Source organism: Lentzea sp. NPDC058436 (assembly GCF_042721515.1).
Classification (GTDB): domain Bacteria; phylum Actinomycetota; class Actinomycetes; order Mycobacteriales; family Pseudonocardiaceae; genus Lentzea.
Genome location: NZ_JBHXLF010000025.1, coordinates 19,379 through 32,672, shown reverse-complemented (window position 1 = coordinate 32,672; position 13,294 = coordinate 19,379). Strand labels below are relative to the sequence as shown.

Annotated in this window: 14 protein-coding genes; 7 read left to right on the top strand and 7 right to left on the bottom strand. The window is 69.5% G+C overall.

The features are described 5' to 3' along the window. The first annotated feature begins 20 nt into the window (after positions 1-20). Both ACFWN2_RS41070 and ACFWN2_RS41065 read left to right on the top strand, forming a co-directional pair. Complete coding sequence (locus tag ACFWN2_RS41070; protein ID WP_382436015.1) at positions 21-1,850, top strand: hypothetical protein; 1,830 nt, start codon at positions 21-23, stop codon at positions 1,848-1,850. 24 nt (positions 1,851-1,874) lie between these two features. Further along, the gene (locus ACFWN2_RS41065; RefSeq protein WP_382436014.1) at positions 1,875-2,600 is read left to right on the top strand and encodes a nucleotidyltransferase domain-containing protein; all 726 of its coding nucleotides are present in this window, start codon (positions 1,875-1,877) and stop codon (positions 2,598-2,600) included. Here the strand turns inward: ACFWN2_RS41065 and ACFWN2_RS41060 are convergent. Further along, positions 2,536-2,925 carry a DUF4267 domain-containing protein gene (locus tag ACFWN2_RS41060; protein ID WP_382436012.1) on the bottom strand — a complete coding sequence of 130 codons (390 nt, stop codon included), beginning with the start codon at positions 2,923-2,925 and terminating at the stop codon, positions 2,536-2,538. The two genes, ACFWN2_RS41065 and ACFWN2_RS41060, sit on opposite strands and share 65 nt — an antisense overlap. Before the next feature lie 92 nt (positions 2,926-3,017). On the opposite strand from ACFWN2_RS41060, the gene ACFWN2_RS41055 reads away from it, so the two are divergent. Continuing rightward, a complete protein-coding gene (locus ACFWN2_RS41055) occupies positions 3,018-3,605 on the top strand; it encodes a TetR/AcrR family transcriptional regulator (RefSeq protein ID WP_382436011.1) in 588 nt (195 codons plus the stop codon). On the opposite strand, the gene ACFWN2_RS41050 is transcribed toward ACFWN2_RS41055, so the two are convergent. The 4 genes from ACFWN2_RS41050 to ACFWN2_RS41035 are packed head-to-tail and all read right to left on the bottom strand — an operon-like array spanning position 3,564 to position 7,349. Next, a complete protein-coding gene (locus tag ACFWN2_RS41050) occupies positions 3,564-4,724 on the bottom strand; it encodes a class I SAM-dependent methyltransferase (protein ID WP_382436010.1) in 1,161 nt (386 codons plus the stop codon). The two genes, ACFWN2_RS41055 and ACFWN2_RS41050, sit on opposite strands and share 42 nt — an antisense overlap. 1 nt (position 4,725) lies before the next feature. After that, positions 4,726-5,682: a methyltransferase domain-containing protein gene (locus ACFWN2_RS41045; RefSeq protein ID WP_382436008.1), complete on the bottom strand. Its 957-nt coding sequence runs from the start codon at positions 5,680-5,682 to the stop codon at positions 4,726-4,728. Further along, positions 5,672-6,451: an enoyl-CoA hydratase/isomerase family protein gene (locus tag ACFWN2_RS41040; protein WP_093592942.1), complete on the bottom strand. Its 780-nt coding sequence runs from the start codon at positions 6,449-6,451 to the stop codon at positions 5,672-5,674. Before ACFWN2_RS41040 ends, ACFWN2_RS41045 begins: the two co-directional genes overlap by 11 nt. A gap of 55 nt (positions 6,452-6,506) precedes the next feature. Then, on the bottom strand, positions 6,507-7,349 hold the full coding sequence (locus ACFWN2_RS41035; protein ID WP_382436007.1) for an ABC transporter ATP-binding protein: 843 nt from the start codon (positions 7,347-7,349) through the stop codon (positions 6,507-6,509). 89 nt (positions 7,350-7,438) lie between these two features. Here ACFWN2_RS41035 and glgX point away from each other — a divergent pair, with 89 nt between their 5' ends. The 4 genes from glgX (at position 7,439) to ACFWN2_RS41015 (ending at position 11,946) form a co-directional block, all read left to right on the top strand. Beyond that, entirely contained in the window at positions 7,439-9,553 is a 2,115-nt protein-coding gene (gene glgX, locus ACFWN2_RS41030; RefSeq protein ID WP_382436006.1) for a glycogen debranching protein GlgX, read from the top strand. 245 nt (positions 9,554-9,798) lie between these two features. Next, complete coding sequence (locus tag ACFWN2_RS41025; RefSeq protein ID WP_382436005.1) at positions 9,799-10,398, top strand: cysteine dioxygenase; 600 nt, start codon at positions 9,799-9,801, stop codon at positions 10,396-10,398. Continuing rightward, positions 10,395-10,784, top strand: coding sequence for a rhodanese-like domain-containing protein (locus ACFWN2_RS41020; RefSeq protein WP_382436003.1), 390 nt, complete (start codon positions 10,395-10,397; stop codon positions 10,782-10,784). The genes ACFWN2_RS41025 and ACFWN2_RS41020 overlap by 4 nt, the downstream gene beginning before the upstream one ends. Positions 10,785-10,818: 34 nt before the next feature. After that, complete coding sequence (locus ACFWN2_RS41015) at positions 10,819-11,946, top strand: hypothetical protein (RefSeq protein WP_382436002.1); 1,128 nt, start codon at positions 10,819-10,821, stop codon at positions 11,944-11,946. 76 nt (positions 11,947-12,022) lie between these two features. Here the strand turns inward: ACFWN2_RS41015 and ACFWN2_RS41010 are convergent, their stop codons facing one another. Both ACFWN2_RS41010 and ACFWN2_RS41005 read right to left on the bottom strand, forming a co-directional pair. Continuing rightward, positions 12,023-12,346: a hypothetical protein gene (locus ACFWN2_RS41010; protein WP_382436001.1), complete on the bottom strand. Its 324-nt coding sequence runs from the start codon at positions 12,344-12,346 to the stop codon at positions 12,023-12,025. A 240-nt stretch (positions 12,347-12,586) separates the two neighbouring features. Then, a complete protein-coding gene (locus tag ACFWN2_RS41005; RefSeq protein WP_382436000.1) occupies positions 12,587-13,138 on the bottom strand; it encodes a hypothetical protein in 552 nt (183 codons plus the stop codon). Positions 13,139-13,294 lie beyond the last annotated feature (156 nt).

The following is a 13,294-nucleotide window of genomic DNA, read 5'->3' as shown; positions in this document are numbered from 1 at the left end:
GCCGCGGGCATGATCCGGACGTGACCGACATCGAGCAGCGGCTCATCACGGCGGCCCGCGACGGCGAGTGGCTGGTCTGCGGCGAACCCGACGACGTGGTGCCGGCCGAACTGATCAGGGAGTTGCTGCTGGGACGTCACGGCGAGCTCGATCCGCACGGCGTGAGGCTGAAGGGCGCGCGGGTCGACGGCACCCTGAACCTCAACCGCGTGACGGCCTCGTCGGGCCTGAGCTTCAGCGACTGCACGATCGAAGAGCCGATCACCGCCCTCTACGCGAGCCTGCCGAGCCTGATCTTCAACGGCGGCCGGTGCGCGGGACTTCACGCGGACAGCCTCCACGTCGACAGCGTCCTCTTCCTGCGCAGCGGCGTGCGGATCGTCTCCGACAGCGGACTCGGTGCGGTCAGGCTGGTCGGCGCCCACGTAGGCGCGGACCTCGACCTCACCGGCGCGCAGATCACCAACACCGCCGGTCCCGCGCTGGAGGCCGGTGGTCTCGAAGTGGACGGACTCCTCCTCTTCCGGGACGGAGTCCGGATCCTCGGCCACGGATCCCGCGGCGCGATCAACCTCACCGGCGCCCACATCGCGTCGGACCTCGACATGGCGGACACGGAGATCTCCAACGCCACCGGGCCCGCGGTGGTCCTGCAGAACGCCGTGATCGACGGCACCTTCACGCTGTGGCGCAACATCCGCGTCAACGGGCACGGCGTCGGACTCGACCTCCGAGGTGCGCACGTCTCAGGACAGTTCGGCCTGAGGGACACGGAGATCAGCAGCGGTGCGGGGATCGCGCTGGACGCGAACAGCGCCGTGTTCGACGGCAGTCTCATGCTGAGGAACGGGGTCCGCATCACGGGCCACGACGAGAACTGCGCGGTCAACCTGCTCGGCGCCCGCATCGGCGGGATCGTCGAGCTGACCGACACGACGGTCGTCAACCCCGCCGGCCCCGCGATCACCGCCGATCGTGTCCGCGTGGGTGGAGATCTCACCCTTCGCGGCCGGACCCGGCTCTCCGCGGGCGGTGACGGCTCCACGATCGAGATGACCGGCGCCCACGTCGAGAGGTTCCGCTGCGGTGAAGCAGTGGCACTGGAGACGAAGTCGGCTCCACTGCTCGACCTCCGCGACACGACGGTGGGCGTCGCGGTGGGGCTGCCGCACTCCGCCCTGTGTCCGGACCGCGGACGCGGCACGACGTGCGAGCACAAGAACTTCGTGCGCCTCGAACACTTCGGCTACGCGTCGCTCGCGTCGAGCTGGGACTGGGAGGAGTGGCTGCACGTCATCCGCTGCCACACCCCGGCCTACCACGCGTCCGGCTACCAGCGGCTGGCCGCGGTCGAACGGGCCGCCGGGCACGACGGCACGGTGCGGCGGATTCTCATGGCGCAGCAGACGGATCTGCGGCGACGGAGTCCGCGGTCGCTGGGCGGGCGGCTGACGCGGTGGTTCCACTGGCTGTGGGGCGCGCTGGCCGGGTACGGGTACCGCGCTCGCCGCACCGCTGCCGCGTTGCTGCTGGTCCTCGTCGTCGCCGGCGCGCTCGGGTGGTGGGCGGGGCAGGTGCCGACGCGGCCCGGACATCTTGTCGCGGAACGGGTCGCCACCGCGCCGGTCGGGGCCGGGACGCCGTGTTCGGCGGTGGAGCTGGTCGGGCTCGGGCTGGATCGCGGGCTGCCGCTGGCCATGACCGGGATGCGGGCCCGGTGCGACCTCGACACGGCGTCGCGGAAGGGGCAGGCGTTCACGGCGGCGATCTGGCTGGTGCAGCTCGCGGTGTGGGGGTTGGCGACGCTGGCGCTGGCCGGGTACACGAACCTGGTGCGCAAGCCCGGCTGAAGTCGTGGCGCATAAGGTTGTGAGGTGTTCACGGTTTCTGAACGCGACCAGCTGCGTCGTGACCTCGTCAACGCCGCCGACGTCGATCCGCGGGTGGTCGGGGCGGCGCTGACCGGGTCGGTCGCGGTCGGCAGGGAGGACCGCTGGTCCGACATCGACTTCGCGTTGTCGGTCGACCGCGAGATCGACGCCGTGGTCGTCGACTGGACGGCGTTGATGTACGCGTGCGGTGCCGTCGGCCATCTCGACGTGCGGCGCGGGACGGTGTTGTTCCGCGTGTTCCTGATGCAGTCGACCTTGCAGGTGGACGTCGCGTTCTGGCCGTCGGACGAGTTCGGGGCGACCGGGCCCACGTTCAAGCTGTTGTTCGGGGAGGCCAACGAGCTGCCGCAGTCGAAGCAGCCCGACCGCGACGAGCTCGTCGGCCTGGCCTGGTTGTACGCGCTGCACGCGCGGTCGTCGATCGCGCGCGGGCGGGTGTGGCAGGCGGTCTACATGATCAACGGGATGCGCGACCACGTGATGTCGTTGTGGTGCCTGCGCGAAGGCGTGAACGCGGTGCAGGGGCGGGGGCTCGACGACCTGTGCGAGGCGGACGCGTTCGCCGGGACGCTGGTGTTGTCCACGCATCCCGACGAGCTGCGGCGGGCGTTCCAGGCGTTGACAGGACTGTTGCTCGGGGAGATCACCGAGCCGGAACTGCGTGAGGCCGTTCGGGTGCTGGCTCACGGAGCAGCAGGAACGCGGTGAACAGCACGAGCACGGCCGCCGAGCCGTGCACCGCGAGCGCGTAGCCCACCGTGCCGCCGTGCGTCATCACGGCGATGCAGTCGCCGATCGGGATGATCGAGTCCGCGAGGACCACCCAGCCCAGGGCCCGGCGCTGCTTCATGAGCAGCAGGATCAGGGCCGTTAAGGCGTATGCGATGTCTCGCACGCCCTTCACGACGTAGTAGCCGGTCGGGTCGACGATGCCGAACCCGGCCGCGGCACCGTCCCCGTTGAGCAGGTAGCCCAGGCCGAAGTAGAAGCCCGCCGCGACGACGAGCCAACCCATGATCGTGGCCAAGCGCATTGCATCCCCCCAAGAAATCTAGCACTGCTAGCGACACGAGCGACGCTAACACTAGGAGCGCTCGGATGTCTAGCAGTGCTAGATTCAGTGGTGTGACGATCCAGAACCGGCGTGAGCGCGAGCGGGCCGAACGCCACCAGCTGATCATCAACACGGCCAGGGACCTGGCCGAGGCGGAGGGCTGGGACGCGGTCACCACGCGCAGGCTCGCCGAGAAGGTGGAGTACAGCCAGCCGGTGCTCTACAGCCACTTCAAGGGCAAGGACGCGATCGTGCGCGCGGTCGCGGTCCAGGGCAGCGGTGAGCTGGCCCGGCTGTTGCGGAAGGCCCGCCCGTCCCGTGGCGAGTCACGGCTGCGGGCGGCGGCGGAGGCCTACCTGAAGTTCGCGAGAGAGAGGCCCGCGCTCTACGACGCGATGTTCGTGCAGCACGTCGATCTGCCGTGGGGCACGAGCGAGGTGCCGCAGGAGTTGCTCGACGCGTTCGGGGAACTGGTCGCCGCGGTCGAACCGGTGAAGGGCGATCGCGACCTGGACGCGCTGACGGAGGTCTTCTGGAGCTCGCTGCACGGCATCGCCACGCTCATGCGGGGCGGCAGGCTGCGTCCGGACCTCGACGAGATGCGCCTCGACCTGCTGCTAGGTGCGCTCAGCCTCACACAGGACGAAGACCGGCTTTGAGCCGATCCGCGTCAGCACGACCGTCGCCGAACCGGACCCGGAGAGCTTGAGGCGCTTGCGCATCGTGTTCGGGTCGACGTCCAGGCCGCGCACGAGGATCTCCAACCGGCCGATCCCCCGCGTCTTGAGCAACGACTTGAGCGACTTCTCCGTGTAGTGCCCGTGTTCGAGCACGCGGAACGCCCGGATTCCGGGAGGGGGCTCGGAGCCGCTCAGGTACGCGATGCGTTCGTCGAGCTGCCACAACCCGTGCCGCGCCGCGTAGTGCCGCACCAGACCGGCACGCACGACCGCACCGTCCGGATCGATGAGCCACGCACCGGGCGGGGCGACGGGGCAGTCGTCGGGTTCGGCGTCCGTCAGGGTCCACGACGACGAGCCCTGCAGCACGGTCGCCCGGCGCGAAACCCCTGGCGTGGCAAGGCCTCGCGTCCACAAGCAGGCCTCGCGGACCGCGCCGTCCAGCGACACGACCTCGATCTCGTCCGCCCACGGCGCGACGGCGAAGTCGATGCCGGGAGCGCACTTCACCGCGAGGTCCACTCCCGCGTACACCTCGGACAGCTCGTCGAGCGGCGGCACGAAGTCCGAGGGATTCCACTTGCGGCGGCCCGAGGAGTCACGGCGGGCGGGGTCGGCAGTCACCGCGGACGCACGGGACACCGGCCGCAGCGCGTCGGCCTGGACGACCAGCTGCCCCGGAACGTTGTTGCGCGCCATGGCGAGCCGCACGGGGTCGAGGTCCGAGCCGATGCACCGCGACGCCACCGCGTTCAACGCGAAGAGGTCCGCGCCGACCGAACACGTGACGTCGTGGACCGTGCGGCCGGCGAACCGCTCCGCGCGATGCCGGGCCACAGCGGAAGCCGTGGCCTGCTGCAGCGCGTCGTCGGTGAAGAGCCACGACTCCGCGGAGTCCAGTTTGGACACCGCACGACGTCGCAGCAGCACGGTTTCCACGACCGGGGCGAACGACGACCCGAGGAGCTTGCGGGCCGTCTCGACGTCACGCACCCGGGAAGCGTCCGAAAAGGACAACGCGTCCACCTCGGCCAGCGCGGCGGTTCCGGCGGCGGAGCGCAGAAAGGCCACGTCGGACGTGGTGAACGCGTATCCCAACTTACGAGGACTTCTTACCGGTGATCGCCACGTTGTAGAACACCTCGCGCGGCAGCACCTTCGACAGCACGTTCTGGTCGACCCACGACAGGTTCTGCCAGGTGCGGTAGGCGAACATCGCCCACCCGAAGCCCAGCTTCTCGCGCGGCACAGCGGCCTCGAACGTGCGGACCGGCCAGCCGAACAGGGCCGCGGACAGCTCGTCGGTCACCGCGCGGACGCCGACGGCACCGGCGCGACGAGCCGTGGCCTCCAGCTGGTCCGGGTCGAACGTGTGCAGGTCCACCACGGCTTCGAGGGCGGCCGCGCGGGAGGACTCGTCGAGCTCCTCCTGCGGACGGCGCCAGTCGCCGAGCACCGGCACGGCCTTGGTGATGTTGGTGGTGAGCCACCACGTCGCCTGGCCGAGCTTGCGGGCGTAGAAGTTGCCGATGTTCGTCGGGTCGCCCGCGAACACGAACTTGCCGCCGGGCTTCAGCACGCGCAGCACCTCGCGCATCGCCGCCTCCACGTCCGGGATGTGGTGCAGCACCGCGTGGCCGACGACGAGGTCGAACGTGTCGTCGTCGTACGGGATCCGCTCGGCGTCGGCGACACGGCCGTCGACGTCCAGCCCGAGGTGCTCGGCGTTGCGCAGCGCGACCTCGACCATGCCGGGCGACAGGTCGGTGACCGAGCCCTTCTTGATCACTTCGCCCTGCATCAGGTTCAGCAGGAAGAAACCGGTGCCGCAGCCCAGTTCCAGCGCGTGCTCGTACGGCCCGACGTCACCGGCGGCGGCGCGGAAGCGGTCCGTCGCGTAGGTGATGCAGCGGTCGTCGTAGGAGATCGACCACTTCTCGTCGTACGTGCCCGCCTCCCAGTCGTGGTAGAGCACCTGGGCGAGCTTGGTGTCCTTGTACGCCGCCTCGACCTCTTCGGCCGTCGCGTGCGGGTTCGGTGCCGGATCAGTTGCCACTGAACTTCGCCTTTCCGGGACCGTTCGCGATGAACGACTCCACGCCGTTCTTCTTGTCCTCCGTCGCGAACAGCGCCGCGAAGAGGTGGCTTTCGAGCTTCAGGCCCGACTCCAGGTCGGTGTCGAGGCCACCGTCGACGGCCGCCTTCGTCGCCGCCAGGGCGAGCACCGGCCCGTTGACGAACTGCTTGGCCCAGCGCACGGCCGCCGCGTACACGTCGTCCGGCGCCACGACCTCGTCGACCATGCCGATCTCGAGCGCCTCCTGGGCGCCGACGAACCGGCCGGTGTAGAGCAGGTCCTTGGTCTTCGACGGACCGATCAGCCGGGCGAGGCGCTGCGTGCCGCCACCACCGGGGATCAGGCCGAGCAGGATCTCGGGCTGGCCGACCTTCGCGTTGTCACCGGCGATGCGGCGGTCGCAGCCGAGCGCGACCTCGAAGCCGCCGCCGAGCGCGTACCCGGTGATCGCGGCGACCGTCGGCTTCGGCACCGAGGCCAGCGCGCCGAGCGCGTCCGACAGGCCCTTGGCCCGCAGCGTCATCTCGGCGTGGGAGATCTGCGCGAACTCCTTGACGTCCGCGCCGGCCGCGAAGACCTTCTCGCCGCCGTAGACGATGACCGCGTAGACGTCCGAACGCTCGGAGGCCTCCTTGGCGGCGGCCTGGAGCTCGGTCTGCACCTGCCGGTTCAGGGCGTTCATCGGCGGCCGCTCCAGGCGGATCGTGCCGATCCCGTCCTCGACCTCAAGCCTCACGAACTCAGCCACGCAGCCCTCCATCAGTTGTCGCGACAGCAGTGTCACGTTACCCGGCAGTAGCTTGTCAGACCTTGCGGCGGGCGAAGAAGCGGTCTCCCGACTTCTGCAGCTCCAGGTCCTGCCCGAACGTCTTGGAGAGGTTCTCCTCCGTCAGCACGTCGTCCAACAGACCCTGCGCCACGATCGAACCCTCGCGCAGCAGCAGCGCGTGCGTGAAGCCCGGCGGGATCTCCTCCACGTGGTGCGTGACCAGCACCATCGCGGGCGCGTCCGGGTCCAGGGCGAGCTCCGAGAGCTTCGCGACCAGGTCCTCGCGGCCGCCCAGGTCCAGCCCGGCCGCCGGCTCGTCGAGCAGCAGCATCTCGGGGTCGGTCATCAACGCGCGGGCGATCAGCGTGCGCTTGCGCTCACCCTCGCTCAGGGTGCCGTAGAGGCGGTCGGCGAGGTGGGCCATGCCGAGCGTGCCGAGCAGTTCGCGGGCACGGTCGGTGTCCTCCTTGCCGTACTTCTCGCGCCACCGGCCGAGCACGGCGTAGCCCGCGGAGACGACCAGGTCGACCACCGTCTCGTCGGGCGGGATGCGACCACCGAGCGCCGCGGAGCACAGGCCGATGCGGGGCTTGAGCTCCTGGACGTCGGTCTTGCCCAGGCGTTCACCCAGGAGGTGGACCTTGCCCTTGGTCGGGTGCAGGTCGGCACTGGAGAGCCGTAGCAGGGTCGTCTTGCCGGCGCCGTTGGGGCCCAGCACCACCCAGCGCTCGTCCAGTTCCACGCTCCAGTCGATGTTGCCGACCAGCGTGTTCTTCCCGCGGCGGACCGATACGCCCGCCATGTGCACGACCAGATCTGTCACGTCGACGTCCGCCACGCCCCCATTCTTCCGAACGGCCTCACCCCGACCACTCATCGGGGTGTCCCTCGCGCCGGGTGACCCCGCTGCGCCGCCGGTGTGAACTCTCGAGTTTTTTGTCGGTCGCGGATGCCAAGATCGGGGGCATGGCTACGCGACCCGAGTCCGAGGTGCTGGCAGGCCGACCGTTCCCACTGGGGGCGCACGCCGAAGCCGGCGGTGTCCGCTTCGCGGTGACGTCCCACGTCGCCGACGCGGTCGAGGTCTGCCTGGTCGACGACGACGGCGCCGAGAAACGGGTCGAGCTGACCGAACGGACGTTCGGCGTCTGGCACGGGCTGGTGCCCGGTGTCACGCCGGGTCAGCGGTACGGGTTCCGCGTGCACGGGCCGTACGACGCCGGGCGCGGGCTGCGGTGCAACCCGGCGAAGCTGCTGGTCGACCCGTACGCGCGGCAGATCGAGGGCCGGATCACGAACCTGGAGGCCGCGCTCGGGTACGTCGGCGACCCGATGCACGGGCCGCCGTCCGCGGTCGACTCGCTCGGCAGCGTGCCGCTCTCCGTGGTGAGCTCACCCGGCGGTGCCGACACGGGCGTGAAGCCCGAGGTGCCGTTCGAAGAGGCCGTCGTCTACGAGCTGCACGTCAAGGGCTTCACGAAGAAGCACCCGGACATCCCGGAGAAGCTGCGCGGCACGTACCTGGGCCTCGCGCACCCGGCGGCGATCGAGCACCTCGTGCGCCTGGGCGTGACGAGCGTCGAACTGCTGCCCGTGCAGGCGTTCCAGGACGAGCCGTCGCTGATCAGCAGGGGCGCGAGCAACTACTGGGGCTACTCGCCGCTCGGGTACTGCGCGCCGCACGCGGCGTACGCGAGCGAGCCCGGCAACGAGATCCAGGAGTTCCGCACGATGGTCGCGGCGCTGCACGCGGCGAACATCGAGGTGCTGATCGACGTCGTCTACAACCACACCTGCGAGGGCGGTCCGGACGGGCCGACGATCTGCTTCCGCGGCTACGACGCGCCGGGCTACTACCTGCACGCCGGTGGCGGCAGCACGGTCGACATCACGGGCTGCGGCAACACGCTCGACGCCGGGTCGCCGCAGGTGGTCAGGCTGGTCACGGACTCGCTGCGGTACTGGGCGGCCGAGATGGGCGTCGACGGGTTCCGGTTCGACCTCGCCTCGACCATGGGCAGGCCTGGCGGCGGGTTCTTCGACCGCGACAGCGCCCTGCTCACGGCGATCACCACCGATCCGGTGCTGTGCAGGGCGAAGCTGATCGCCGAGCCGTGGGACGCGACGGGCGACGGTTACCGGGTCGGCGACTTCGGCGTGCAGTGGGCGGAGTGGAACGGCCGCTACCGCGACACGGTCAGGGACTTCTGGCGCGGGCACACGTCCGTGCGCGATCTCGCGTACCGCCTCTCCGGCTCGTCCGACCTGTACGCGGACGACCTGCGCCGGCCGTGGCAGTCGATCAACTTCATCACCGCGCACGACGGCTTCACGTTGCGCGATCTGGTGTCCTACAACGGAAAGCACAACGAGGAGAACGGCGAGGACAACCGCGACGGCACGAACGACAACCGGTCGTGGAACTGCGGTGCCGAGGGTGAGACGTCCGATCCCGAGATCCTCGCGCTGCGGGCCCAGCAGGCGCGGAACCTGCTGTCGACGCTGCTGCTGTCCACCGGCACGCCGATGATGACGGCGGGCGACGAGATGTGGCGCACCCAGGGCGGCAACAACAACGCGTACTGCCTCGACAACGACGTGTCGTGGGTCGACTGGACGACGAGCGACGCGAGCGAGGCGCTGCTCGGGTTCACCCAGCGGCTGATCGACCTGCGCGCGTCGTCACCGGCGTTGCGGCAGCCCGAGTTCTTCGAGGGCCGCACGACGCCCAGCGGCAATCCCGACCTGGTGTGGTTCCGGCCGGACGGGCAGGAGATGGCCGAGACCGACTGGTTCGACGAGGGCCGCCGCACGCTCGGCATGTTCATCGACGGCTCGAACTGCCTCTCGCGCACCCGCGACGGTGAGCTCGTGTCGGACGACTCGTGGCTGATGCTGATGCACGCCGGTGCGGATCCCATCAGCGTGACGATGCCGCACGAGCGGTACGGGCCGTCGTACGAGCCGTTCCTGGACACGACGACAGTGGACGGCTCCCCCGCCAGTCCCGGTTCGCTGGGTGCGCGGGCGAAGCTCACGGTCGCCGCGCGCTCGTTGCTCCTGCTGCGCATTCCACGCTGAACTCCTTGCGGCCATTTGACTCTGTGTCCGACGTTCTTCCGCCAAATGGACGCTCTAGCCACACTCAGAGTGCTTCTGGCACCATCACGGACGTGGTCGTCTACTGCTGGACAGACCGCACGATCGACCTCGTGCTCGTGGCGTCGTGCGGGTGTAGCTCGACGCGACGCACGCGCTGAAGCAAGCGCCCTGCGTCGCGTCTTGATCGCTACCCCGTACCCGACGCGGCCTTCAGGAGCGAGTGCGTGACTTCGACGTATGCAGGAAGCATTCCCGGCCAAGATCAATTCGATCTCCACCCGGTGCTGGACAGCCGGTTGCTGCGCGACGTGATCCACCCCTCGCGCGACCTGTGGACCCCTCGTGAGCTGCGCGACCTGACGTCGTTCGTGGCGAGCGAGCTGACCACCGGACTGCTGCAGATCCTCGACTACTCGACCGAACGCCGCTGGTGGGCGCGCCTGGGCCTGACCGAGGGCGTGGAGCTGTGGCTGCTGTCGTGGCTGCCCGGCCAGGGCACCGAGCCGCACGACCACGGCGGTTCGGCCGGGTCGTTCACCGTGCTCAAGGGGACGCTGCAGGAGGACTACCGCTATCCGGCCGGGCCGGTCCGGTCCGCCGTGCGGAGCACCGGGGACGCGCTGGGCTTCGGGTCAGGGCGCGCGCACCAGGTGCTGAACCCGTTCGACGCGCCGGCCGCGACCGTGCACGCCTACTCGCCGCCGCTCGTTCCGACGCGCGAGTACGCGTCGCTGCTCGACATCCCCGACTCGATCCCGCCGCTGCCCGCGAACCGCCTGCCGCTGTCCGAACTGCGTCAGCTGGCCGACCTGGAGGGCCCGTGAGCAGGCTCGACGCCATCCTCGAAGACGCGCGATCGCACCTGAAGCGGCTGGAACCGCACGAGGTGCTCGCCCTAGAGGACGTGCTCGTCGTGGACATCCGGCCCGCCCACAACCGGCTGGCCGAGGGCGAGATCGAGAACTCCGTCGTGGTCGAGCGGATCGTGCTGGAGTGGCGGCTCGACCCGGCGGGCGACTGGCGGCTGCCGGGCTTCACCGCCGACACGACCGTGGTCGTGGTGTGCAACGAGGGCTATTCGTCGTCGCTCGCGGCGCGGGACCTGCAGCGGGTCGGCCTGCCCCACGCGACGGACCTCGTCGGCGGGTTCCGCGGCTGGCGCGCCGCCGGTCTGCCGATCCGCGAGGGCGGCTCCCAGCCGGTGGTCTGAGTCCGGGGAACCGCTCCCACGCCGGTAACGTCTGGTGACCGTGACGATTGTGCGCACGCTCGTGACGGCACTCGTGGTGGCCGGCACGATCGCCTGGACCCTCTCGGAGTTCTACCTCGGCCTGGCCGGAGCACTGGTCGGCCTGCTCGTGGAACTGACCGCGGCACAGGCGGGCCTGGCGCTCGGCGCCGTCCTGTTCGGACTCCGGATCACGCACGTGATCATCGGCATCGGCGGCGAGCTGAAGTCGTGGACGTGGACCCACCAGCGGCTGGTCCTGCGGCGCATCCCCGTGCTCGCCACGGTCGGGATCTCCGGGCTGAAGCCGGGTGTGCGGCGGCGGACCGTCCTCGCCGGAGCGTTCGCGATCCTGTTCTGCGCGGTGATCGCGGCCCTGGCGTGGCTCACGACCGGGTCGTCGTTCGGCAGGGGCATGGCGCTCGCGGCCACGGCCTGCTTCCTGTTGCAGCTCGTGCCGAGGGACCAGGCTGGCAACACCAGCCTCGGCTGGTTCGTGTTCACGCTGCCGAAGATGACAGGACGGCCGCTCGCCGAACTGGAGGCGCGGCCCGGTGTGGTCGCCGGCATGGACGCCTACCAGCGCGGTGACCTCGACGAGGCCGAACGGATCTACGCGGAGCTCGTGCGGGAGCACCCCGACCTGCTCACCGTCGTCGGGCTCAAGGTCGTGACGTCGTGTGCGCGCGAGAAGTACCTCGACGCGCTGCAGACGGTCATCGGCCTGAGCAGCCGTGAGGACCTGAGCAAGCGGGACCTGGCGTTCGTCATGGCCACCACCGCCGGGGTCGCCGTGCTGGCGGTCGAGGCGGGTCAGTTCCCGGCGGAGGCCGGGCTGGAGACCGCGCGCAGCATGTTCGGCAACGCCTACGAGGCCGGGTACCCGAAGCAGCGCGCGAACGGGACGCTGGCGATCATGGCGTTGATCGAGGGCGACACCAGGAGGGCCAGGGAGCTCGCGGGGTACTCCGCCGAGTCGAGCGAGCACGCGCAGGGCCGGGCGGACGACCTGGTCACGATCGCGCGGGCGTGGATGGCCGACGGCGACAACGCGAAAGCCCGCGAACTCGTGGCCGAAGCGCACGAGCTCGCGGGCTGGAGTCCGCGGGTGGCGGCGACCCGCGCCCGTCTGGAGATCAGCTGATCCGGGGAAGGTGACCGGTGCGGCTCAGCCGTGCCGGTCGTGGACCAGCCGGGTCAGACGAATCCTCCGCGGCGGATCAGCCGGGGAAGCCCGGGGAATTGTTGCCGTTCCCACCCGAGTTGCCCGCGCCGACGTTGTTGCCGCCGCCGCCGTTGCTGTTGCCGTTACCGCCGTTGTTGTTGTTTCCGACGTTGTTGCCGTTGCCTCCGATGTTGCCCGATCCGGTCACGTTGCCGTTGCCGGGAGTCCACGGGTTGTGCGACAGCGCGGTGATGGAGATGGGACCAACCAGCTGCGTGTCCAGCACGTCCCGGCTCGTGGTGGGAGCGGCGTGCGCGGTCGACGCGAAGAGTCCCATGCCTGCGATAGCGGCACCGAGGACGATTGCCTTCTTGATCATCTGCAGTTTTCCGTTCTTCGAGCAGCGGATCGAGCAATTGCAGATTAACCACATCTCCGCGCCGATTACGAATCTGTCGCACCATTGTGTGCTTTACCGGAAAACACTTGAACTGCGACAAATGGGTGACGTCGCAGCTCGATGAGGTTATTCCGATCCAAACGGAATACTACGCTCCGCACACACGGGAAGGGCCCGTCACCGAGACCGGTGACGGGCCCTTCTCACCCCGCGATCGGATCAGCTCTTCTCCACCGGAAGCGGTACCGGCAGGCCGGGCAGCGCGGGCAGGCCGCCGGGAGGCGCCGGCAGGCCGCACTTGCTCAGCAGGTCGGTGACGGTCTTGAGCAGCGTGGTCAGCAGGCCGGTGAGCTTGCCGACGTCGGGCAGCGCGCCGCTCGCGGCGCCCAGGACGGTGCCGCCCAGCCCCGCGACGGACGCGATCAGGTTCATCACGACCGGCAGACACTGGTCGACCGGGCCGGTGTACTCGACGGCCTTGGCGGGCAGCGGCACACCCGGCACGCTCACCGGGGGTGTCGGTAGACAGCCGGAACTCTGCATGGCTGTCACGAGGCCGAGCATGTCACCGATCAACGGTGTCACCGCGCCCACGTTGGGCAGGGGCAGCAGACTGCTGACGGTTTTCGTGAGTTTTCCGGCGAGGTCCGTGACGAGACCGGCGCAGGCGGCTGGGAGTTGTGGTGCCTCGGGAGCGGCACTGGCAGCCGGGATCGATGATGCGGTGAACAGAGCTGCGACGAGCGAGAGTGCGGTAATCGTTTTCTTCACGGCTACCTTCTTCCTCAATGCGCAATTCACTTGGAGCCGCACCGGAAATTCACTCACGAATTCGGAGCGGTTCATTCCATGCCGAGGAGCGTAAGCCTGGATACGAGCGCCTACCAGCGGAGATCACGAATTCACCCACTCGAAAAAGTGGTCATT